This is a genomic window from Dethiosulfovibrio peptidovorans DSM 11002 (genome assembly GCF_000172975.1).
GTDB classification, from domain to species: Bacteria; Synergistota; Synergistia; order Synergistales; family Dethiosulfovibrionaceae; genus Dethiosulfovibrio; species Dethiosulfovibrio peptidovorans.
Map to the genome: position 1 here is coordinate 2,098,415 of NZ_ABTR02000001.1, position 23,075 is coordinate 2,121,489.

Below are 23,075 nucleotides of genomic sequence, written 5' to 3' on the forward strand. Positions count from 1 at the left end.
ATGGCAGGAGGTGTAACCATGAAGCAGACGTTTCAGCCCCACAATAGACCTAGAAAGAGAAAGATGGGTTTTCTCGCCCGTTCCAGTTCCCCCAGCGGCCGCAGGATCCTCGCTAACCGTCGTGCCAAAGGTCGGAAGCGCTTGGCCGTTTAACACCGGGGCCTTGGAGTTCAAGTATCCACCCTCGTTAAGATTGAAGAGGGGATGGGAGTTTGACGTCGTATTCCGCACCGGCAGTCGGCATAAAGGCGCGCTGGTGCGGTTGTTGTTTATCGAAGCCCCCGACGGAAAGACCCGCTTCGGAGTCGTTGTGGGCAAAAAACAGGGTAATGCCTGTGTCCGCAGTCGTGGGAGACGGGTGCTTCGGGAGGCGGCCCGCAGGCTGGCTCCCTGGGTTCGTCCGGGATATTGGTTCGTACTGAGTCTGTCTTACAGAGGGCTCGGCGGCAACGCCAGAGATGTCTATGTCGATGTATCCCGTCTGATGGAGCGCAAGGGTTTTTTGTCTTCCGATTGGCCTGGAATATCGTGGTGAAAATTCCGGCTCGAATCGCCGTTTGTTTTATTAGGGGATATCAGCTGTTCATATCCCCCTATCTAGGAAAAAACTGTCGGTTTCATCCTACCTGCTCTCGTTATGCCATAGAATCTATAGAGCGTTTCGGCTTGATCAGGGGTGGTTGGCTGACTTTGTGTAGAATCGTTAAATGCGGTCCCTGGCATCCTGGGGGCTACGATCCGGTTCCAGAAAAAACAACAGATGGACCCGACTCAAGAGGAGAGTGAAAGTTTTGTGGGAAGCAGCTAGTAACGCTATGTATGGTCTTCTTTCAACCATCCACAATTTTGTAGGTTCCTGGGGCCTTGCGGTTATAGTTCTGACTTTGTTGGTGAGGTTGCTACTTCATCCTCTGAACCACAAACAGCTGGTCAGCATGCAGAAGATGCAGAAGCTTCAGCCTCGGATCAAGATGCTTCAGGAGAAGTACAAGGACGACAAAGAGGGGCTCAGCAGGGAGACCATGGCCCTCTACAAGGAGAACAAGGTTAACCCTGCGGCGGGGTGTCTCCCCCTTCTGGTGCAATTGCCCATACTGATACTTCTCTTCAGGGTACTCATGAACTCCGATTTCGGAGGAGCCAGTTTTCTCGGCATCACTTTGGAAGGATCCGTTCTCACCACCATGGCGGAGGCTCTCGGAGTCGTGGCCGCCGAGGGCACCAATATCGGCTTTATGACCGTGGTCAAGGCGATAATGGCCAACCCCTCCGGACTGGCCTCTTTCGGTCTGTACGGACCCAATCTCCTTCTTCTTGGCCTGATCATATTCGTGACCTGGTATCAGCAGAGGATGTCCTCTACCGGAAATCCTCAGATGGCTATGATGAACTGGTTCATGCCGGTCTTCATGGGATTCATCTGCCTTAGCCTTCCCGGAGGAGTCATGCTTTACTGGGGGGCCTCGTCTTTCATAGGAGTGGGGCAGCAGTGGTGGGTCCTTCACAAGACCTCGCAGGAAGGGAAGCCCACTCTATACAAGGATAACCCGACGAAGTCCAAGGAGGATTAGGTTTCCTCGAAGGGAGGAATAAAGGGTGACCGAAGACTACAGAATAGTTCTGGACGTCAAGTCCGAGGAAGAAGCTATCGCACAGGCATCGGATATCTGGGAAGTCGATCCTGATAGATTGATAGTGAAGGTCTTGGACGAGGAGAAGGCTTTTTTCGGCCTTTTCGGAAGAAAACTGAGGGTCGAGGTTCGAATGGAGGCCGACGACCCCGAGGTTACTGAGGTCGATTCCGACGGAGGTCCATCGACGGAGGACGAGGATACTCTCCCTGTAAAGGGGGATCCAGCTTCGGATGGGCCGAGCTCCAAGGAGGAGATTGTTCGAAAGCTGATTTCCCTGATGGGGCTCGACATCCAGGTCGACCTCAACGAGCGGGACAGGATAAACCTCTCCGGTCCGGATGCCGGTATCGCTATAGGCAAATACGGCGATACGATAAAGTCCATGGAATATCTGGCAAATCTCATGGTGCGACAGAGTTCGGGAGGTCCTAGGATTCGGCTGGACAGCGACGGATACAGAGAACGAAGGGAGTCCTCTCTAAGCCGTTTGGCTAACTCCGCCGCCAAGGATGCTCTCAGAAGCGGACGCACCGTATATCTGGATCCCATGACCAGCTGGGAGAGACGGATCGTTCACCTCGCTCTCAAGGACAGAAAGGACGTCGAGACCCACTCGGTAGGTGTAGACCCCGATCGTAAGGTCGCCATCCGCCTCACTCAGCAGGGCAGAAAAAGACGAACCTCCAGGAGGCATTGATGCATCCCGTCTTATTTTATATCGGTTCCGTGCCGGTCCACAGCTATTACGTGCTGTGGACCGCCGGTTTGTGGATAGCCCTCTTTTGGACCAGGTCCAGAGCGGAAAGACGTTACTTCGTCGACCCGGACGATCTTCATCACGTCCTTATATGGAGCTTCATCGCCATGCTTCTCGGAGCCAGGATAGGCGGATATTTCGACAATTGGTCGATCTACGCTCAGGATCCATCCAGGATATGGCGGATCTGGGAAGGGGGGATGTCCTCCATTCCTGCGGCAATTTCTTGCGGATTGACGGGGATCTGGCTCTGTCGGCGTAAGGGGATAGATGTTTGGCGTCTTGCCGAGGCTGCTAGCGTTCCTACCATGGCCTGTATCGCCATAGGCAGGTGGGGATGCTTCCTGAACGGGTGCTGTCACGGGATTACTACCTCCTGTCCTCTGGCGGTTAAATTTCCCAGGCTTTCCATACCTGTTCATCCTACCCAGCTTTATTATTCTTTCGGAGCTCTGGCGATAGCCATGCTTTTATGGGCTATCGAGAGGCGGATAGGTGCAGGGGATAGAAAGACCCCTGTGGCGATTCTGTGGCCCCTCTTGATGATCCTCTACGGTGCCGAACGTTTCTTTGTCGATATTCTAAGAGATGGAGACCGAATATTGGATTTCAAGGTTGGGCAGGGGTTGGGCTTTTTTGTGGCTTTGGCCGGCTTTCTCTGGCTTTTCAGATCGATCTCCGTTATGTATATTCATTCTAGATCTCAAAAAGGTTAAAACACCTCCGCGATATCGCGGAGGTGTTTTTTTGAATCAATATTCAGCATATAGGGAATATTGCGCGTGCATTATTGAATATACTTTATACTGTATTTTGGAACGGGCCTTTCTTGAGATGCACGGTGAAAGAGAGTATTCTTAGATGGAGAAGTTTTTAACAATCTCAGAGGAGGGGGAATATGTCGCTCAACACGACAGAAGTCATCGCCAGAACCAGTGAGATCGTGTCTCCCTGGAAGTCGAAGCATGGGGGGTTGATCCCCATCCTTCAGAGCATCCAGGGAGAGTTTGGTTATCTTCCAACGGAGGCCTTGAAGACGGTTTCCAAAGATCTAAAGATTCCGGAGGCGGAGATCTACGGAGTGGCCACTTTTTACGCTCAATTTCATCTGAATCCGAGGGGACGCCATGTAGTGAGGGTCTGCCGAGGAACGGCATGCCACGTCAGAGGAAGCCAGAAGATCCTCGACATGGTGAAAGAGATAACCGGTATAAACGAGAACGAGACCACCAAGGATCTGCGGTTTACCATTGAGCCTGTGGCCTGTCTCGGGGCCTGCGGTCTGGCGCCGGTCATGATGGTCGACGATCAGACCTTCGGACGTCTGGAACCCAGCAAGGTGCGGGAAATTCTGGAGAAGTTTGAGTAGCCTGAGAGGTGGGGGAATATGGCTAAGATCAAGAGCCTGGACGAGTTGCGCAGGATAAAGACGTCAGCCTCGGACCTGACCGCTGCGAGATCCAGCAATGCCGTGAAGGTCATAGTAGGGATGGGGACCTGCGGTATCGCCGCCGGTGCCAGAGAGGTTATGGACGCCGTTTTAAAGGAAATAGAGAAAAGAGGGCTTAAGGACGTCTCGGTGCAGACAACTGGCTGCATCGGTATGTGTCAGGAAGAGCCCCTTTTGGACGTGATTTATCCCAATAAAGGGAGAATCACCTACGGTAGAGTGACCCCTGAGGACGTTCCCAGAATAGTGTCGGAGCATGTCGTCAATGGTCGTATCGTCGAGGACCTGGTCATAGCCAGGGTCGACGATTAACGGAGGGCTGTCATGTATAGAGCTCACGTTCTCGTATGCGGCGGTACAGGCTGTACGTCCAGCGGATCTCATGGGGTTATGGATGGCCTTAAATCCGAGCTGAAGAAGCAGAATCTCGACGACGAGGTACTGGTGGTTCAGACCGGATGTCACGGTATGTGTGAGATGGGACCCATCGTGGTGGTGTATCCCGAGGGGACCTTTTACTGCAGGGTGTCCAAGGACGATGTTCCCGAGTTGGTAGAGGAGCATCTTCTCAAGGGAAGGACCGTAGACCGTCTTCTATACACAGGAGAGGGAGACGTTCACGTTCCCCACTACAGCGAGATCCCCTTTTACTCTAAACAGGAAAGGGTAGCCTTGGGTAACTGCGGCTATATCGACGCCGACAAGATAGAGGAATATATAGCAAGGGACGGTTACGAGGCCCTGGGCAAGGTCCTTACCTCCATGACCCCCGAGGACGTCGTGGAGGAGATGAAGACATCCGGCCTCAGGGGCAGAGGCGGCGGAGGATTCCCCACCGGTCTCAAGTGGAGTTTCTGCGCCAAGTCGCCGGGGCCGAAGAAATACGTCATCTGCAACGCCGACGAGGGAGACCCCGGTGCTTTCATGGACAGATCCATACTTGAGGGCGACCCCCATTCCATCATCGAGGGCATGATGATAGGTGCCTATGCTATGGGAGCCGACGAGGGATATATCTACTGTCGTGCCGAGTATCCTCTGGCGATAAAACGTCTGAAGAGGGCCATAGATCAGGCGGAGGAGTACGGTCTTCTCGGAGAGAACGTCCTGGGAACCGATTTCTCCTTCTCTCTCCACGTGAAGGAAGGTGCGGGAGCCTTCGTCTGCGGCGAGGAGACAGCCCTGATGGGATCGATAGAGGGTCGGAGGGGAATGCCGAGGCCTAGGCCTCCTTTCCCGGCTGTCAGCGGTCTATGGGGTAAGCCGACCAATATAAACAACGTCGAAACCTGGGCCAACGTGCCGTCCATTATCCGCAGAGGTGGCGCCTGGTTCGCTTCGATGGGAACGGAGAAGTCCAAGGGTACCAAGGTTTTCGCCCTGACCGGAAAAGTTAAGCATACCGGTCTCGTCGAGGTTCCCATGGGTATAACCCTTCGGGAGATCATCTTCGACATAGGCGGAGGAATTCTCGGGGACAAGAAGTTCAAGGCGGTCCAGATAGGCGGCCCCTCCGGAGGATGTCTTACCGAGGAGCACCTGGATCTTCCCGTCAGCTACGAGGATCTGGCCAAGGCCGGAGCCATAATGGGATCGGGCGGGATGGTCGTCATGGACGAGGATAACTGTATGGTCGACGTCGCCAAGTTCTTCCTGGAGTTTACCCAGAGGGAGTCCTGCGGAAAGTGCGTTCCCTGTAGAGAGGGAACCAAACAGATGCTCCTGCTTCTCAAGAAGATTTGCGATGGAGAGGGGACCATGGAGGATCTCGCTCAGCTCGAGGAGCTGGCCCATATGGTAAAGGATATGTCGCTGTGTGGGCTTGGACAGACCGCTCCGAACCCGGTTTTGACGACTCTGCGTTACTTCCGTCACGAGTACGAGGCCCATATAAAGGACAGAAGCTGTCCCGCCGGGGCCTGTCAGGCTCTCATCCGCTACAGAATAGATCAGGACAAGTGCAAGAAGTGCGGTCTCTGCGCTAAAAACTGTCCGGTCAACTGTATAGACGGAGATCGGAAGACCCAGTTCGTCATAGACGAGGATGCCTGCGTCCGTTGCGGTACCTGTTACGACAAGTGCCCCTTCGATGCAATCCTCAAGCTCTAGTCCCGGGAGGTTCTAAAAGATGAGTCAAATTACCCTGACCATAGACGGAAAAATCTGTAACGGGTCGGCGGGGCAGACCATCCTAGAGGTTGCCCGGACCAACGATATATATATTCCCACGCTATGTTACCTGGAGGGGCTCTCTCCTATCGGGGCCTGTCGTATGTGCGTCGTAGAGGTGGAGGGGAACGCAAAGCTTCTCACGTCCTGTACCACTCCCGCCAACGATGGGATGGTAGTCCATACCGCGACGGATAAGCTGAAGGCATACCGTAAGGAGATTCTGGAGCTCATGTTCGCCGGCAGAAACCACTTCTGCATGTTCTGTTCTCAGAGCGGCGACTGCGAGCTTCAACGTCTTGCCATAGAGCATGGAATGGACAGCGTCCGTTATCCATTCCTGTACGCTCCCTTCCATAACGATACCAGCAAAGAGACCATTCAGATGGACCATAACCGGTGCATCCTATGCCTTCGTTGTATCAGGGTCTGTGCTGAAAAGGTCGGCGCCCATACCCTCGATCTGGAGAAGAGAGGTTGGAACACCAACGTCGTCGCCGATCTCGGTCACTTGCTGGGGCAGAGTGAGAGCTGCGTAGACTGCGGCGCCTGTGCCCAGGTCTGTCCCACCGGTGCCATAACTATAAGGGACTTCGTCTATAGAGGCAGAAGGAACGACTGCGACGATGTGGTGGAGAGCGTGTGTCCTCTTTGTTCGATGGGATGCAAGATCAAAGCCTACGTGAGAACCGGAAGCGTCACCAGGGTCGAGGGAACCGAGACCTCGTCTCCCGACGGAGGTCAACTCTGTTTCAAGGGGCGCTGGGAGCTTCCCAAGTCCACAGAGCGAGACAGGGTCGCTGTTCCCATGATAAGAGAGGGGTCGTCCTTCAGAGAGGCATCCTGGGACGAGGCTCTCGATCTGGTCGCGACCAAGATGAAGGGTGCCTCCAAGGATAAGATGGGTGTTCTGGTGTCCGATCTCAGCTCCAACGAGGATCTCTCCAGCTATGCGGCTCTTTTCAGGTATGGCCTCAAACTCGGTAAATACGACGTATTCAACGGCGACGTCTCCAGAGGTTTCCTAAAGGGAATGGAGCCAGTGGCCATGCAAAAGGTTCGCCCATTTACAGCCGCTCACAATATTCTCGAGTCCGACGTCATAATGACTGTCGGTGCCGATCCTCAGGAAGAGGCTCCCGTCGTGGCTAGTTACGTGAGGGTCGGTGCTATAAAGAACGGGGCTTCGGTGATCAACGTCTCCGGCGACGGAGCGCCTTTCCCAGGAGTGACCGATTCCGATCTCAGGGTAGATGAGTCCGATATGGAGTCTTTCCTCGGCGGTCTCTGTGCGATGGTGGCCGATGTGAAGTCCGGCAAGGATATAGATACCTCGGAACTGGCCGAACGTTTCGATCTCGAAGCGGCTTCGGTGTGCGAGGCGGTCAAGCTCCTGGCCGGTGCGAAAAAACCGGTCTTCGTGGTCGGTAGAAAGGCGGCCAAGTTCCCCAAGGCCGTCACCGCTGTGACCAACGTGGCCATAGTTTCCGGCGGAACCTTCGACGATGGGCTGGCAGTGGTCCCTCTGATGACCAGCGGCAACAGCCTCGGAACCCTTCACTCCATGTTGGGACAGGAGTCCTGGCTGGGAGAAGGGGATCTGGATGTCCTGTTCGTATCGTCGACCGGATTGGTCGACGAGGATCCGGATACGCTGGACGCCATGACTAAGAGTCGTTTTACCGTGGTTCATACTCCCTTCATGGTGCATCCTCTGGTAAACATGGCCGATGTTATCCTGCCGGCACAGGCTTGGTTCGAGGTCGGAGGACATTACTGCAGTCTCGAGGGAGAGAACAGAAAGGCCGAGGTCATAGTGAAGCCCGACGACGAGAGGCTCGGGGTCGACGAGGTCGTGAGCGGGTTGGCCGACAGGCTTGGCGTGACCCTCGACAGGTCTTGTTCCGTCGGGCCCTGCGAGAGTGTCTTCCTGTCCGAGGTAGCTCCGGACAGGGCTAAGACCGTGGAACTGTAGGGGGGCTGGATCATGTCGAAACCAAAGGTCGCTACAGTATGGCTCGAGGCCTGTGCCGGATGCCATATGTCTTTTCTCGATATCGACGAGAGGATCGTCGATCTTCTGGACAAGGTCGAACTGACCTCCTGTCCTATAACCGATATAAAGGAGATTCCCAAGGTAACGGTGGGGGTAATCTCCGGAGCTCTCGGCAACGATGAAGAGGTCCACATCGCTCGGGATATTAGGGAGAAGTGCGATATCCTGATAGCCTGGGGAGATTGCGCGGTTATGGGTGGTATCAACTCCATGAGGAATTTTATGAAGCCGGAGGAGGCACTGGAGGTGGGGTACAAGGATACCCTCAGCACGGTAAACCCCGATGGCGTCATTCCCGGGGAAGATCTTCCCAAGTTGCTTCCTATGGCTATCCCGATAGACGACGAGGTTAAGGTCGACGTCTATATACCGGGATGTCCTCCCGATGCGGATACCATACTTTACGTTTTCCAGGAGATACTGGAGGGGCGCATCCCCACGGTACCTGTGGACATGATGCGGTACGATTGAGGAGGGGAGAATCATGCCCAAAGAGAGAAAGACCATCGTCGTAAACCCCATAACCAGAATAGAGGGGCACGGCAAGATAACCGTATATCTCGACGATTCTGGTAACGTGGACGAGACCCGTTTCCACGTTACCCAGTTCAGAGGCTTTGAAGCGTTCTGCAAGGGCAGAGATTTCAGGGAGATGCCGGTGATAACTCCCAGGATATGCGGAATATGCCCGGTTAGCCACCATCTGGCCTCCGCCAAGGCCTGCGACGCCATACTGGGGGTTACGATAACCCCCACGGCCCACAAGCTCAGGGAGCTGATGCACATGGGACAGATAGTTCAGTCCCACGCTCTAAGCTTCTTCCACCTCTCTAGCCCCGATCTGCTGTTCGGATTCGACGCCGATCCTGCGGTGAGACACGTCGGAGGAGTTGCAAGGGATTTCCCCGAGCTGGCCAAGAGGGGAATCCTCATGAGGAAGTTTGGCCAGGAGCTCATAAAGACCTTGGGTGGCAAGAAAATCCATCCCTGGCACAGCATTCCCGGAGGGGTCAACAGGAGCATAAAGGTAGAGGAAAGGGATCTGTTCCTCAAGGGCCTCCCCGAGCAGAAAGAGGCCATAAAGGACACCATTGAGTTGATAAGGAAATATCTCGAGGATAACGGAGAGGAAGCCAAGAAGTTCGCCACCCTCAAGAGCTCATACCTCGGGTTGGTGAAGGGTGGAAAGCTTGAGCTTTTCGATGGCGATATCCGTCTTCGCGGCCCCAGAGGGAGGATCACCGACGAGTTCCCCGACGTGGAGTATCTGGAACACATAGGAGAGCACGTCGAGCCTTGGAGTTATCTGAAATTCCCCTTCTACCGTTCCCTCGGCTTTCCTCAGGGAAGCTACAGGGTCGGTCCTCTAGGAAGGGTCAACGCCTGCGACGACTTCGCTACCCCGGAGGCCTCCAAAGAGCTCAAGAGGTTCAGAGAGCTCGGAGAGGATGGCATGGTTCACTACACCATGTATACCCATTATGCCAGGCTGATGGAGGTCCTTTACGCCCTGGAGCGTATGGAAGAGCTGCTTTTGGACGAAGACATCACTGGCAGCGATCTCAGGGTTTCCTCCAAAGGACTTCAGCCGGAGGGCATCGGGGTCATAGAGGCTCCCAGAGGAACTCTCATACACCACTATCAGGTGGACGAGGTGGGATCGGTCAAGGCGGTCAACCTTATCGTGGCCACCGGTCATAACAATTATGCCATGAACAAGGGCGTCGAGATGGTCGCCAAGGAGTTTATCCACGGCGCAGACGTCAAGGAAGGTGCCCTCAACAGGATGGAGCACGTCATACGTTGTTACGATCCCTGTCTTTCCTGCTCTACCCACGCTGTCGGCAAGATGCCTTTGAAGGTCTCCATAGTGGACGGAGATGGCAGGGAGATCCGAGAGATCTTAAAGGGTTAAATGAAGGTTCTCCTTGTAGGGTACGGCAACGAGTTTCGTCAGGACGATCGAGTAGGTCATGTCCTGGCTCCGAGGATCGCCGAGTGGCTCGGCGATCAGGGAGTGGATACGGAGTTATGGCTTGGAGCCCAGTTGCTGCCCGAGTTGGCCGACGACATGACATCGGTGGACTTGGCGGTTTTCGTCGATGCGAGCACGGTGGAGCTGCCCGGAGGGTTCTCTTTCGATGAGATATTACCGGACCCTTCTTTGGAGGGGTTGAACATACACTCCATGGGGCCGGGTTGGTTGTTGTCCCTTATGGACGATCTCGGCTATAGGAAGCCGAAGACCCTTTTGATATCGGTGACCGGAGTTTCCTTCGACTTTAGCGACGATATAACCGAGGAATGCGCTGGTTTCGTCGATTCGGCGGAAGCGGCGTTCAAGGATTGGTGGGCTCAGGCCTAATTTGGTTCGCTTTTTCGGAGAGAGGGATATTCCCTCTCTCTTTTTTCTTGTTATGTTGTCACGGAATGCATATAATGAACTGGGTTGTCGATTAGATCGTTTTTCGAACCTAATTGAGGAGGGTTTATCTGTGAAACGAATAGTGGTAACCGGAGGACTGGGACAGATAGGGACGGAGCTGATCCGCCGTCTCAGGAAGGAATACGGCAACGACTGCGTATTGGCAACGGACGTGAAGGAAGAGGGAACGGAACGTCTTGGCGAGGGGCCCTTCGAGCTTCTGGACGTGACTGACGGAAACAAGCTGAGTGAACTGGTGAAGAGACACAGGGCCGACACGGTGCTTCACCTGGCCGGCATACTCTCGGCCAACGCGGAGAAGAACCCCCAGCTGGCTTGGTCGGTCAACATGAACGGTCTCTACAACGCCCTGGAGGTCGCCCGTCAGGAGAGCTGCTCCTTCTTCTTTCCCAGCTCCATAGCGGCCTTCGGACCAGGGACGCCACAGGACAAAACGCCACAGGACACTGTCCAGAGGCCCAACACCATCTACGGAGTGGCCAAGGTATCGGGAGAGCTTCTGTGCGACTACTACCACGGCAAATACGGCCTGGACACCAGGGGAGTCCGCTTCCCCGGACTCATCTCCTACGACGCCCTTCCCGGAGGAGGGACCACCGACTACGCCGTCCACATCTACTACGACGCAATTCGCAAAGGCAGCTACACCAGCTTCATAGCCCCGGGGACCTACATGGACATGATGTACATGCCCGACGCCCTGGATAGTGTGGTGGGGCTCATGGAAGCCGACCCGTCCAGGCTGAAGCACCGGTGTTGCTTCAACATAACCGCCATGAGCTTCGAGCCGGACCAACTTGCGGCGGCCATAGAAAAGCACGTACCGGGATTCGTCCTGAACTACGACGTAGACCCGGCCCGTCAGGCCATAGCCGAATCGTGGCCCAACTCCATAGACGACAGCGCCGCCAGAGAGGAATGGGACTGGAACCCTAAATACGACCTGGAGGCCATGACGGTCGACATGCTTGAGAAACTGAAGGCCAAACTATCCTAGAAGTAGGGGAAGGAGAGAAAACCATGCTGGACAGACTGGAGAAAACCCTTAATGGGAACCTGGAGGAGCTGAGAAACTCCGGACGGGCCAAGGGCAAGGAACTGATAATAGAGGACGTCATCAAGCCGGAAGGCGACAGGGGGCCTCGCTACCTCGTCAAGGGACACGGTGAGAAACCCTTCATAAGGATGAACTCCAACTCCTACCTGGGACTTACCCTGAGGGACGACCTCAGAGAGGCGGAGGAAGAGGGAGCCACCAGATACGGAGTCGGCCCCGGAGCGGTCCGGTTCATAAGCGGTACCTTCAGACCTCACAGGGACCTGGAGAAAAAACTGGCCGCCTTTCACGGCAGAGAGGAAGCCATGGTCTTCAGCTCGGCCTACATGACGGTAAACGGAGTGCTCACCTCCCTGATAACCAAGGAAACGGCGGTCATAAGCGACGAGCTCAACCACAACTGCATAATAAACGCCATAAGGCTCTCCCGCCCCAGGAGCAAATCGGTCTACGGCCACAACGACGTGGCAGAGCTGGAGAGCAGGATCCTGGAGGCCCAGGGAGCCCGGCGTCTCATAGTCGTCACGGACGGCATCTTCAGCATGAGAGGAGACCACGCCCCTCTTAAGGAGATAGAGGCAGTGGTCAGGAAACACGACCATCTCTTTCCTGAGAACGCCATACTGGTGGTGGACGACTCCCACGGGGTGGGGGCCTTCGGAGAGACAGGCAGAGGCACGGAGGAATACACGGGAGGTCGGGCCGACGTCCTGGTGGGGACCCTGGGCAAAGCCTACGGTGTCAACGGCGGCTACGTCGTATCCAGCGAAGCGGTAGTAACCTACCTGAGGGAACACGCCCCCATGTACATCTACTCGAACCCCATCTCCGCCGGAGAGGCGGCCGCCACGGTCAAGGCCCTGGAGATACTGGACGGCCCCGAGGGAAGGGGCATACTGAAACACCTGAGGAACATGACCGGACGGTTCGAGAAAGGGCTGACCGACCTGGGCTACGAGGTGATCCCCGGAGACCATCCTGTGGTTCCCCTGATGGTCCGAGACACCGAGGAAACCTCCAGGATAGTCTCCTACCTGCTGGAGAATGGCGTCCTTGCCACGGGGCTGAACTACCCTGTGGTTCCCAAGGGAGACGAGGAGATACGGTTCCAGATATCCGGCGACCACACGGCATCGGATATCGACGCTGTTCTGGATATACTCAGGGAGTACAGAGAGAAACGGTAGAGGAGGTCGGCTATCGTCGTTTTACCCTATGACGGTTCGGTAGAAATTACGATGTAAAACGAGGGCCTTCGATGTAATTTATACGTAGATATTTTGGAGGTGATCTCATGAGGGATGTAAAAAATATCAAATCGAGAGTTCTTTTTTCAGCTTTGATGGTGTTCGTCCTTGCATTGTCCGCCGTGTCCGCTCAGGCCCAGGACGTCTATACAGGCAACCCCGTGTCCGCCATATTCGAGCAGGCTTCTCCCGCTGTGGTCAACATAGATACGGAGGCCATGGTGAGGCAGAGCGTGTCTCCCTTCGGAGACGATCCTTTCTTTAGGGAGTTCTTCGGCGATAGGTTCAAGGAGTTCTCCAGGATGGTCCCTATGAGAGGCAAGGGATCCGGTTTCATCGTCAGCGAGGACGGCAAGATCCTTACGAACAACCATGTCGTGGCCGATGCCGATACAATAACGGTAACTCTCTCGGACGGCAGGACTTTCGACGCCAAGATAGTGGGGAAGGATCCGACCTTCGATCTAGCGGTTTTGAAGATAGAGGCGAAGAATCTTCCGATCCTCGAGTTGGGAGACTCGGAGGCCACCAAGGTCGGCGAGTGGGCCGTGGCCATAGGAAATCCACTCGGTCTGGAACATACCGTCACAGTGGGAGTTGTCTCGGCCAAGAACAGGAGTATCCACGCCAGAAACTTCAATTTCGACGGTTTCATACAGACCGATGCGGCCATAAACCCCGGTAACAGCGGGGGGCCACTTTTGAACATGGACGGCAAGGTGATCGGTATAAATACGGCCATAATCCCTTACGCCCAGGGCATAGGATTCGCTATACCGGTGAACATGGCAAAACAGGTCATGGACGATATAGTCCGTTACGGCAAGGTCAGGAGAGGTTGGCTCGGCGTCTATATACAGCCGGTAACGAGGGACTTCGCCAAGGCCTATAAGCTCGATGGAACCGACGGAGCCGTGGTCAGCGACGTGGTTCCCGATTCTCCAGCGGCCAAGGCCGGATTGAAGAGGGGAGACGTCATAATCTCCATCGACGGGAAGAAGGTCAAGGACCATCAGGATTTCGTTATGAAGGTCCGTCATCGTATGGCGGGAGACGAGGTCGCCTTGAAGGTAGTTCGCCGAGGAAAGGAGAGGACCTTGAAGGCCAAGCTCTCCGAGGTGGACGATTCCGCTGGGTTCGGCGAGGTGTCCGGGTCGGGAGAGATCGACAGCCTTGGGGTCAAGGTGGCAGTCATCACAGGCCAGCTAAAGGATAAGTATGATCTTCCGTCGGAAGACGGTCTGGTTATACTGTCGGTTGAGGAGCGGTCCTCCGCTGCTATGGCCGGACTGAAGGAGGGAGACGTTATCCTGGAGGCCAACGGCCATTCCCTGAAGACCCCCTCCGATCTTGGCAGGGCCCTGAAGAACGAAAAGGGTAACGCCGTGTTGTTGGTGAGAAGGGACGGAAGGACCACCTTCATCTCCATAACTCTGAGACGTTAGAGTGGAGAAAAAGGGTGGGGTTCCCAAAAACGGAGCTCCACCCTTTTGATTTAATCTATATCGACGAGTTAGCTGCACTCACTGCACTGGACTTTGTAGCCAACGCCTCTTACCGTTACGACGATAGAGTCCATCTTGTGTTCTCTGAGTTTGTCCCGGAGGTACTTTATGTGGACGTCGACCACGTTGCTGGTCCCGTCATATTCCTTCTGCCATACCTCGGATATGATTCTCTCTCTACTGAACACCTGGTTGTCGTGACGCATCAGGATCTCGAGGATGTCGAATTCCCGTCTTCTCAGGGGGACGGAGGTGCCGTCAACCTTGCATTCCCTCGCTACCGGATCCAGTATGAGTCTGCCGCAGGTGAGTAGCGGCCTATGGCACTGAGCGCTTCTTCTTATGAGAGAATGCACTCTGGCGATGATCTCTCTTCCGTCGCAGGGTGAGGCCACGTAATCGTCGGCCCCTCTCTCAAACATGGCGACCAGGTCGTCCACGGTCTTGTTGGCCGATATTATCAATATAGGCAGTCCCATTCCACTTTCCTTGTTGAAGTCGACCAGGTCCATTCCGCAGTTATCCTCAGCGTCTTTTCTGTCTATTATGACGCAGTCGTACTTGTTGGATTTCAGCATCTCCAGGCCCTCCTCTGGATCGCTGATGCGGACTACCGTAAACTCTCGAGATAGATCGCTGAAAAGATTCTGGCTTTCACCGACGCCTACGTTGTCCTTATCCCCTATCATAAGAATTCTCATTTATACCACCCCTGAAAAAATAGTAGATTTCATAGATGCTATCGCATCTTATGTGTATTAAAACACAACCACACTGCCTTGTCTAGAGTGAAAAAAGATTTTTGAGGGGATTTCTTAGGGTTGCTTTTATAGTTCTTGTCCGTAGCCGATTCGGATGATACAATTAGCGCACCCAAATCTAGGATAGCCCTTTCAGAGCTTTCGTGGATTCGGGAATTCGACGGCAAAAGTCGTTTAGAGGTGAACAGTATGCTTTCCAAAGAAGAGAAGAACGTAATTATCGAGGATTTTCACTCCCATTCCACCGATACCGGATCTCCCGAGGTCCAGGTGGCGATCCTTACCAAGAGGATCAGGGATCTGACCGAACATCTCAAGGTGCACAAGCACGACTTCCACTCCAAGAAGGGGCTTCTTACCATGGTCGGACGTCGTAGGAAGATGTTGAGATACCTCAGGAACAAGGATTTCAACAGATACAAGACTCTTATCGAGAGGCTCGGCCTGAGACACTAAAAAAGAGTCGAAATTCTAGGTCTGAAATGCGGAGACGATTTAAATCGTCTCCGCATTTTTCGTCTTTTATGTGGTATGCTTATTCGGATCGAAAGGGATGGAAAAAACAAGGAGGAAATTTTTATGCAGGATATCTATCGAGTGAGAATTGGAGAAGAAGAGCTGGTCTTCGAGACCGGTAAGGTAGCCAAGCAGGCTAACGGATCTGTATGGGCTAGACAGGGCGACACGGTCATCCTTACGACCGCTTGTATGACCGATAAGCCGAGAGAGGGGCTGGATTTCTTCCCCCTTCTGGTCGACTTCGAGGAACGATTTTACTCCGCAGGGAAGATCCCCGGCGGTTTTATAAAGAGGGAGGGGCGTCCTTCCCAGACCGCCATCCTGAGTGCCAGGGTTATAGACAGGTCGATTCGTTCTCTTTTCGAGAGCTGGATGAGGCACGACGTACACGTGGTTTCCACCGTCCTGTCGGTGGACCAGCATAATCCGCCTAATATACTGGCAATAAACGCAGCTTCTGCGGCCCTGACCATATCCGATATCCCATGGGGTGGTCCTGTAGGTGCTGTACGTATAGGCTACATAGACGGTTCCCTGGTGGTTAACCCCACGGAGGAGATGATGGAGAACAGTTCTTTGGAGCTGGTCGTCTCCGGTCATTCCGACGGAATCACAATGGTCGAGGCGGGGGCCCAGGAGGTCCCGGAGGATCTTCTGGTGGACGCCATGGAGCTTGCCCAAGGAGAGATAAAGAGGATCGTCGATCTCCAGCTACGCATGAGAGAGGAGATCGGCAAGGACAAGATCGTAATAGATCCTCCCGTCAGGGTCCCCGAGATAGATTGCTGGGTGGAGACGAATCTCAAATCCGATATCGCCGAAGCCGTTATGATACACGACAAGAAACAGAGAGGCGCCGCCATTAGAGCTCTGGAAGATAGAGCTCGGGAGCATTTTGCCGAGGAGTTCCCCGATAAGGGAGGATATATATCCGGTGCCGTCGAGCATTGGGTTAAGGCTATGATGCGCAAGATCACCGTGACGGAGAAGCGCCGCGCCGACGGTCGAAAGACCGACGAACTCCGTTCTCTGAGCTGCGAGGTCGACGTCCTTCCCAAGGTCCACGGATCCGCAGTGTTTACCAGAGGGGAGACCCAGTCTCTGGCGACGGCCACTTTAGGCATGTTGGGTGAGGACGATCAGCTCATAGACGGTCTCAAGCACAACGAGCCGAACAAGAGCTTCCTGCTTCACTACAACTTTCCGCCCTACTCGGTGGGAGAGGTCCGTCCAATGAGAGGACCGGGCCGAAGGGAGATAGGACACGGTGCCTTAGCGGAGAGGGCCTTGACTCCCATTATCCCCGACGATACCGAATTTCCCTACGTGGTCAGGGTGGTATCGGATATCCTTGAATCCAACGGTTCTAGTTCCCAGGCCTCTATATGTGGGGGAAGCCTGGCCCTCATGAGTGCCGGAGTTCCCATAAAGAGGCATGTTGCCGGCATTGCGATGGGACTGATCAAAGAGGGAGACGACGTCGTAGTTCTCACCGATATACAGGGACTGGAGGACCACTACGGCGATATGGACTTCAAAGTCGCCGGTACCCGCGAAGGGGTCACTGCCCTTCAGATGGACAACAAAGCCGGAGGGATAACCAGGGAAATACTGAAGCAGGCTTTAGGACAGGCCAAAGACGCCAGGATGGCGATCCTTGACGTTATGGAGCAGGCCATATCCAACCCCGGGGATCTCTCTCCCAACGCTCCCAGGATGTACACTATGATGATAAACGTGGATAAGATCCGAGACGTTATAGGGCCTGGAGGTAAGGTTATCAGGGGGATTACCCAGGAGACGGGGGCCAAGGTCAACATAGACGATGACGGTCAGATTCTGATTGCCGGAGCCTCCCAGGAAGAGGTCAACGCGGCGATAAAGATGATCGACGACATAGTCAGAGAGGTTCAGGCCGGAGAGGTATTCCAGGGCAAGGTGACCCGTCTCATGGCCTTCGGAGCCTTCGTGGAGGTCCTGCCAGGCAAGGAGGGATTGCTCCACGTCAGCGAGATCAGCACTCACAGGGTAGGAAAGGTAGAGGATGTATTCAAGCCCGGAGATCCTGTGCTGGTGATGGTCCGAGAGATCGACGATATGGGCAGGATAAACCTGACCAGAAAGAAGATCCTGGCCGACGAGGCAAAGGTCAAGGAAGCCGGACTGGAGTCCTGTTTGTCCTTCGAGGCCGAGAGGGACGAGGCCATAGCTGCCCTGCCTCCCGCACCTGCCGGAAACGACAGGCGTAGGCCTGGCGGAGACGATCGTCGAAGAGGCGGTAACGGCGGTCGTAGAAACGATCGCAGATAAAATGGAGATACGTATCCCCGTGGTACGGGAAGGGGAAGCCTTAAGGCTTCCCCTTCCCGGCTATGAGACGGATGGTTCCGCCGGTATGGACCTGATAGCGGCGGAACCTGTGGTGATCCCTCAGGGAAAATGCATGACGGTGGGAACCGGACTCAGAATAGCGGTTCCCGAGGGCTTCGAGGCCCAGGTTCGCCCAAGAAGCGGCCTGGCTCTCAATAGAGGTCTGGTGGTTCCGAACTCTCCTGGAACCATAGATTCGGATTACAGGGGGGAGCTCAGGGTAATAATGATGAACCTGGGAGATGATCCCTTCGAGGTGGCAGTAGGCGACAGGATCGCCCAATTGGTGATCGCTCCGGTCGCGAGGGCCTGCTGGGAGGAAGTCGTTACTTTGGAATCCACCGAGAGAGGCTCCGGTGGATTCGGTAGCACCGGCATCTCGACCCCTTCGAGGAAATAGTAGGAGAATGGGGACATCAAGATCCCCTCTAGCGTTGTAAAGGGCCTGGTCGGTCCTTGGAAAGGCAGGTAGGAAATGTATCGTTTTTCCGGTCCCGCCGGGCAGCTTCTCGAGTCGGAGAAAGCTGTCGTCGGCGATATCTTAAAGGAATGGAAGCTTGACAAGGGAGCTCTCGCGGCCAAGGTGAACGGAGAGGAGCTGGATCTCGACGTAGAGGTCTCCTGCGATGCCTCGGTGGAGCCCATAACCTCCGATACCGAAGAGGGTCTGGAGATACTGAGACACTCGACCGCCCATCTCTTGGCCCAGGCCGCCACCAGACTGTTCCCTGGAGCAGTGGTCGCAATAGGTCCGGTGATAAAGGACGGTTTCTACTACGACATAGAGTTCAAGGAGCCCATCTCAGAGGCGGATCTGCCCGCACTGGAGAAGGAGATGCGCAGGATAGTCAAGAGGGGAATACCTCTGAAGCGCCAGCGAGTCTCCAGAGAGGAGGCCATCGAGCTCTTCAAGGAAAGGAAGGATCTCTATAAGGTCGAGATCCTGGAGGGAATAGACGACGATTCGGTCAATCTATACTGGCAGGACGAATACGTCGATCTCTGTCGGGGTCCTCACGTGCCCAACACCAGGGTGCTCCAGAACTTCAAGCTTCTCTCCGTCGCCGGTGCCTATTGGAGAGGCGACGAAAACAACATCATGCTTACCCGTATATATGGAACCGCCTTCGCCACCAAGGAGGATCTGGAGGCCTACGTCACCAGGATGGAGGAGGCTAAAAAGAGGGATCACCGCAAGATCGGTCGTGAGCTTGGCTTGTTCTCTCTCCACAAGGAAGGTCCGGGGTTCCCGTTTTTCCATCCCAAGGGTATGGTGGTGATAAACACCCTAATCGACTTCTGGAGCAAGGTGCACAGAAAGAACGGTTACGATCAGATAAGGACTCCCATGATTCTTAACAGGGATCTGTGGATACAGTCGGGGCACTGGGATCATTACAGGGAAAACATGTATTTTACCGAGATAGACGATCAGCCCTACGCCATAAAACCGATGAATTGCCCCGGAGGAATCTTGGTCTATAAGTCGGATCTTCATAGCTATAGAGATCTTCCCCTCAGGCTCGGCGAGCTCGGGATCGTCCATAGACACGAGAAGTCCGGAGTGTTGCACGGTCTGATGAGGGTCCGTTGTTTCACCCAGGACGACGCACATCACTATTGCACCCCCGATCAGATCAAGGACGAGGTCTCCCTGATCATGGACATGGTGGACTACATATACTCCGAGGTGTTCGGCTTCAAGTTCCACGTGGAACTGTCAACCAGGCCGGATAACTCTATGGGCAGCGACGAGATGTGGGAGTTGGCCGAGAAGTCCCTGAGAGAGGTGCTGGAGGAGAGGGGAACTACCTACGTCCTCAACCCCGGAGACGGAGCTTTCTACGGTCCCAAGATAGACTTTCACCTGGAGGACTGCATAGGTAGGACCTGGCAGTGCGGGACTATCCAGCTCGACTTCCAGATGCCGGAGAAGTTCGACGTCACCTATATAGGCTCGGACGGGAAGGAACATCGTCCTGCCATGCTCCATAGGACCATATTGGGAAGCATCGAGCGTTTCCTTGGCATACTGATAGAGCACTACGCAGGGGCCTTCCCCTTCTGGATCGCTCCCGTTCAGGTGAAGGTCCTCGCCGTAGGGGACGATCACGTCGATTACGCCAAGGATTTGAAGGCTTTGCTCCAGGATCGGGAGTATAGGGTTGAACTGGACTGTCGGGACGAAAAGCTCGGTAGGAAGATCAGAGACGCTCAGATGGAGAAGGTCCCTTTCATGCTGGTCGTCGGAGACAAAGAGCTGGAGACCGGTACCGTCTCAGTGAGAGACCGGTCCGAAGGGGATAAGGGATCCATGAGTAAGGAGGATCTACTGGAGCTGCTTAAAGGGCAGTTCTCCCCCTTATAGAGAAAAACTTGCCTAAAACGGGATGTCGTGGTAACATCTTACGAGTTACGATGTAGAAAAGAAGGGGATCCCCTCACCTGGCGACGCCTTTAGCAGTTGTCTGGTTCCAGTCGAATCATCGCGCCTCAGGGCGTAGTGTATTTCGTACTTTCGAGGGGGCCGTAGTCGGTCCCCTCTTTTTACGCCAATCATTCACGGAGGTGAACCGTTATAGCTAAGAAACTTTCTGACGAGCCGAGAGTTAACGAGGAGATAACCGCACGAGAGGTCCTGGTTATAGACGATCAAGGTGGAAAATTGGGAGTCCTTCCCATAAACGAAGCCCTGGATCTGTCGGCAGGAAAGGAACTGGACCTGGTGGAGGTGGCTCCGGGAGCCAAGCCGCCGGTCTGCCGCATCCTGGATTATGGTAAGTTCAGGTATCAGCAGCAGAAGCGGGAGAAGGACGCTCGTAAGAAACAGAAGACCCAGACTCTCAAGGAAATGAAGATGCGTCCGAAGATCGACGAACACGATTACAACTTCAAAACCAAGGCCATTAGGAGTTTCCTGGAGAACGGTCACAGGGTGAAGGTCTCCATATTCTTCAGGGGTAGGGAGATGGCGTTTCTGGATCGCGGCAAGGAAGTGCTGGACAGAGTAGCCAAGGACTGCGAGGACCTCGGCAAGATGGAGGGCTTCCCCCGCATGGAAGGACGTTACATGCGGATGATGATAACTCCGGTCCAGCAGAAAGAGGTCAAAAAATCCCCTAAGAGCGAAAGCGATCAGGGGGAAGAGTAAGGTTCTATAAAACGGTATTCTAATATAAGGAGGAGCTCCTATGCCTAAGATGAAAACCCACTCCGGCGCTAAAAAGCGTTTTTCTTTCACCGGAACGGGAAAGGTATCCTATAAGAAATCCGGTCGCGCTCACATTCTCAGGACGAAGAACGCAAGACGCCTTCGTCGCCTTCGTCAGGACGGTATCCTTAACGATACTTTGACCGAGACGATGAAGAAAATGATGCCCTACGCCTAACGGCGATTCCGTAACGAGAGGTGAAGAACGATGCGTGTTGCTGCTGCCAGCTCTAGCGATAGAAAACGCAAAAAGCTGTTTTCCATAACTAAAGGTTATTTCGGAAGAAAGAAGAACGTCTATCGTCGTGCCAGGGAGGCTTTCCTTCACTCACTGACCAGGATGTATGCCGACAGAAAGCTTCGCAAGAGGGACTTCCGTCGTCTTTGGATAACCAGGATCAATGCTGCGGCCAGGATCAACGGTATGAACTACAGCAATCTGATCAACGGCTTGAAGAAGGCCGGCGTGGAGGTCAACCGCAAGATGCTTGCGGACCTTGCCGTAAACGACATGCCCGCCTTCGAGGCCCTAGCCGTCAAGGCCAAAGAGGCCTTGAACCAGGCGTAGTGAGGACATACAGCTCTATACGAGTTGAACGAGCCATCGTCGGAGGGTTCCTATCATTGATTTTGATAGGAGCCCTTCTGCTATGGGGTTTCAACTATCTGGGAGATATGCCTATCTCTCCGTTGGACGCCCTTTTCACCTCCACTTCCGCTGTCTGCGTGACCGGTCTGGCCGTGGTAGATACCGGCAGGGACCTGGTCTTTTCGTCTCAGGCGACACTCCTTCTTCTGATTCAGCTGGGAGGTCTGGGAGTTATGACCGCGGCGACCTTCACCCTTTTTCTACTGCGTCGTCCCATAGGGATAAGACAGAGGCTTCTCTTTGCCGGAGGCATGGGGCTTGAGGGTCCCTCCGGTGCGGTGAGACTCGTAGCCCGTATAGTGAAGATGACCCTTGTGATCGAGTGCTTAGCGGCTATTCCGCTTTTTTTCGTTTTCAGCGAGACCATGTCCTCCATGGATTCCCTGTGGTGTTCGATCTTTCACAGCATCAGCGCCTTCTGCAACGCCGGTTTTTCCCTCTTCAGCGATAGCCTGGAGGGTTACGCTACGGGATGGCTTGTCCCGGCGGTGGTGATGTTTCTCATAATTCTAGGCGGTGTCGGCTTCATCGTTTTGTGGGAGCTAGGTGAGTGGTTCAGAGGTAGAAAAAGGCTTTCCATCCATACCAGGCTAGTGCTGGTGGTAACCGTATCGTTGGTTTTTTTCGGAGCGGCCGTTCTCGCCTTGACCGAATGGGATGGCCTGCTGAGAGGGCTTTCGGTTCCCATGAAGATATGGAACGTCCTTTTCGCCTCCGTTACCTCTCGTACCGCCGGATTCAACACCTTGCCGACCGTCGAGCTGTCCTCTCTAGGGGCTTTTCTGATCATGATCCTGATGATGATAGGAGCTTCGCCTGGCTCTACGGGAGGGGGAATGAAGACAACTACCTTCGGGCTTCTGGTCTCCTCCGCTTTTTTCAACACGAGAGGCGACTCCAATCTGGTGCTTTGGCACAGAAGTGTTCCTCAAAAGCTCGTGCTGAGGGCGATGATGCTCGCTTTCCTCTACGTGGCCACGGTTTTATTTGGTATACTCCTTCTGAACTTGGTGGAGGATATGTCGTTCAGGAGCTTGGCCTTCGAGGTCGTCTCGGCCATCGGCACGGTGGGGCTTTCCATGGGGGTTACTGCGGGGCTCTCCCCTGCTGGAAAATGGATTCTCATACTCCTGATGTTCTGGGGTAGGGTGGGGATCCTAACCTTCCTGTTCAGCCTCGCGGACAGCGACGAGTCCAGCAAGGTCAGCTACGCCGAGACCTCTATACCTATAGGATAGGAGCTG

The 23,075-nt window shown here is 54.5% G+C and carries 25 protein-coding genes; 24 read left to right on the forward strand and 1 reads right to left on the reverse strand.

The features are described 5' to 3' along the window. Window positions 1–18: 18 nt before the first annotated feature. The 16 genes from rpmH to DPEP_RS10175 all read left to right on the forward strand — a co-directional run bounded on the left by rpmH (window position 19) and on the right by DPEP_RS10175 (window position 14,261). The gene (rpmH, locus tag DPEP_RS10105; RefSeq protein WP_005661824.1) at window positions 19–153 is read left to right on the forward strand and encodes a 50S ribosomal protein L34; all 135 of its coding nucleotides are present in this window, start codon (window positions 19–21) and stop codon (window positions 151–153) included. 40 nt (window positions 154–193) lie between these two features. After that, a complete protein-coding gene (locus tag DPEP_RS10110; protein ID WP_241760472.1) occupies window positions 194–535 on the forward strand; it encodes a ribonuclease P protein component in 342 nt (113 codons plus the stop codon). After that, the gene (gene yidD, locus DPEP_RS13100; protein ID WP_083797583.1) at window positions 532–786 is read left to right on the forward strand and encodes a membrane protein insertion efficiency factor YidD; all 255 of its coding nucleotides are present in this window, start codon (window positions 532–534) and stop codon (window positions 784–786) included. Before DPEP_RS10110 ends, yidD begins: the two co-directional genes overlap by 4 nt. 29 nt (window positions 787–815) lie before the next feature. Then, window positions 816–1,571: a YidC/Oxa1 family membrane protein insertase gene (locus DPEP_RS10115; RefSeq protein WP_040382599.1), complete on the forward strand. Its 756-nt coding sequence runs from the start codon at window positions 816–818 to the stop codon at window positions 1,569–1,571. A 25-nt stretch (window positions 1,572–1,596) separates the two neighbouring features. Continuing rightward, window positions 1,597–2,331, forward strand: coding sequence for an RNA-binding cell elongation regulator Jag/EloR (gene jag, locus DPEP_RS10120; protein ID WP_005661829.1), 735 nt, complete (start codon window positions 1,597–1,599; stop codon window positions 2,329–2,331). Next, window positions 2,331–3,107: a prolipoprotein diacylglyceryl transferase gene (locus DPEP_RS10125; RefSeq protein ID WP_005661831.1), complete on the forward strand. Its 777-nt coding sequence runs from the start codon at window positions 2,331–2,333 to the stop codon at window positions 3,105–3,107. The genes jag and DPEP_RS10125 overlap by 1 nt, the downstream gene beginning before the upstream one ends. 182 nt (window positions 3,108–3,289) lie before the next feature. Next, window positions 3,290–3,760 (forward strand): NADH-quinone oxidoreductase subunit NuoE, encoded by a 471-nt coding sequence (gene nuoE / locus DPEP_RS10130; RefSeq protein ID WP_005661832.1) that lies wholly within the window; start codon window positions 3,290–3,292, stop codon window positions 3,758–3,760. A gap of 18 nt (window positions 3,761–3,778) precedes the next feature. Then, complete coding sequence (locus DPEP_RS10135) at window positions 3,779–4,153, forward strand: (2Fe-2S) ferredoxin domain-containing protein (protein WP_005661834.1); 375 nt, start codon at window positions 3,779–3,781, stop codon at window positions 4,151–4,153. Between the two features lie 12 nt (window positions 4,154–4,165). Then, on the forward strand, window positions 4,166–5,950 hold the full coding sequence (nuoF, locus tag DPEP_RS10140; protein WP_005661836.1) for an NADH-quinone oxidoreductase subunit NuoF: 1,785 nt from the start codon (window positions 4,166–4,168) through the stop codon (window positions 5,948–5,950). 19 nt (window positions 5,951–5,969) lie between these two features. Further along, window positions 5,970–7,985: a molybdopterin-dependent oxidoreductase gene (locus DPEP_RS10145; protein WP_005661838.1), complete on the forward strand. Its 2,016-nt coding sequence runs from the start codon at window positions 5,970–5,972 to the stop codon at window positions 7,983–7,985. Window positions 7,986–7,997: 12 nt separating this feature from the next. Then, window positions 7,998–8,537, forward strand: coding sequence for an NADH-quinone oxidoreductase subunit B family protein (locus DPEP_RS10150; protein ID WP_005661840.1), 540 nt, complete (start codon window positions 7,998–8,000; stop codon window positions 8,535–8,537). Between the two features lie 13 nt (window positions 8,538–8,550). After that, complete coding sequence (locus DPEP_RS10155; protein WP_005661842.1) at window positions 8,551–9,981, forward strand: Ni/Fe hydrogenase subunit alpha; 1,431 nt, start codon at window positions 8,551–8,553, stop codon at window positions 9,979–9,981. Then, window positions 9,982–10,431 carry a hydrogenase maturation protease gene (locus tag DPEP_RS10160; protein WP_005661845.1) on the forward strand — a complete coding sequence of 150 codons (450 nt, stop codon included), beginning with the start codon at window positions 9,982–9,984 and terminating at the stop codon, window positions 10,429–10,431. Window positions 10,432–10,561: 130 nt separating this feature from the next. Continuing rightward, window positions 10,562–11,509, forward strand: a complete 948-nt coding sequence (locus tag DPEP_RS10165) for an L-threonine 3-dehydrogenase (RefSeq protein WP_005660857.1) — start codon at window positions 10,562–10,564, stop codon at window positions 11,507–11,509. A 23-nt stretch (window positions 11,510–11,532) separates the two neighbouring features. After that, window positions 11,533–12,756, forward strand: coding sequence for an aminotransferase class I/II-fold pyridoxal phosphate-dependent enzyme (locus DPEP_RS10170; RefSeq protein WP_005661847.1), 1,224 nt, complete (start codon window positions 11,533–11,535; stop codon window positions 12,754–12,756). A gap of 107 nt (window positions 12,757–12,863) precedes the next feature. Further along, a complete protein-coding gene (locus DPEP_RS10175) occupies window positions 12,864–14,261 on the forward strand; it encodes a DegQ family serine endoprotease (RefSeq protein ID WP_005661849.1) in 1,398 nt (465 codons plus the stop codon). 68 nt (window positions 14,262–14,329) lie between these two features. Here DPEP_RS10175 and DPEP_RS10180 read toward each other — a convergent pair whose 3' ends face one another. Next, window positions 14,330–15,022 (reverse strand): response regulator transcription factor, encoded by a 693-nt coding sequence (locus DPEP_RS10180; RefSeq protein ID WP_005661852.1) that lies wholly within the window; start codon window positions 15,020–15,022, stop codon window positions 14,330–14,332. Between the two features lie 249 nt (window positions 15,023–15,271). Here DPEP_RS10180 and rpsO point away from each other — a divergent pair, with 249 nt between their 5' ends. The 8 genes from rpsO (at window position 15,272) to DPEP_RS10220 (ending at window position 23,069) form a co-directional block, all read left to right on the forward strand. Further along, on the forward strand, window positions 15,272–15,538 hold the full coding sequence (gene rpsO / locus DPEP_RS10185; RefSeq protein WP_005661854.1) for a 30S ribosomal protein S15: 267 nt from the start codon (window positions 15,272–15,274) through the stop codon (window positions 15,536–15,538). 123 nt (window positions 15,539–15,661) lie between these two features. Next, complete coding sequence (locus tag DPEP_RS10190) at window positions 15,662–17,911, forward strand: polyribonucleotide nucleotidyltransferase (protein WP_005661857.1); 2,250 nt, start codon at window positions 15,662–15,664, stop codon at window positions 17,909–17,911. Between the two features lies 1 nt (window position 17,912). Continuing rightward, on the forward strand, window positions 17,913–18,371 hold the full coding sequence (dut, locus tag DPEP_RS10195) for a dUTP diphosphatase (RefSeq protein WP_005661858.1): 459 nt from the start codon (window positions 17,913–17,915) through the stop codon (window positions 18,369–18,371). A gap of 75 nt (window positions 18,372–18,446) precedes the next feature. Then, window positions 18,447–20,339, forward strand: coding sequence for a threonine--tRNA ligase (gene thrS, locus DPEP_RS10200; protein WP_005661860.1), 1,893 nt, complete (start codon window positions 18,447–18,449; stop codon window positions 20,337–20,339). Between the two features lie 210 nt (window positions 20,340–20,549). Beyond that, window positions 20,550–21,122 (forward strand): translation initiation factor IF-3, encoded by a 573-nt coding sequence (gene infC / locus DPEP_RS10205; protein WP_040382602.1) that lies wholly within the window; start codon window positions 20,550–20,552, stop codon window positions 21,120–21,122. A 40-nt stretch (window positions 21,123–21,162) separates the two neighbouring features. Beyond that, the gene (gene rpmI / locus DPEP_RS10210; protein ID WP_005661863.1) at window positions 21,163–21,360 is read left to right on the forward strand and encodes a 50S ribosomal protein L35; all 198 of its coding nucleotides are present in this window, start codon (window positions 21,163–21,165) and stop codon (window positions 21,358–21,360) included. Window positions 21,361–21,390: 30 nt separating this feature from the next. After that, on the forward strand, window positions 21,391–21,750 hold the full coding sequence (gene rplT, locus DPEP_RS10215) for a 50S ribosomal protein L20 (RefSeq protein WP_005661865.1): 360 nt from the start codon (window positions 21,391–21,393) through the stop codon (window positions 21,748–21,750). A 56-nt stretch (window positions 21,751–21,806) separates the two neighbouring features. After that, window positions 21,807–23,069, forward strand: a complete 1,263-nt coding sequence (locus DPEP_RS10220; protein ID WP_005661867.1) for a TrkH family potassium uptake protein — start codon at window positions 21,807–21,809, stop codon at window positions 23,067–23,069. Window positions 23,070–23,075: the final 6 nt, after the last annotated feature.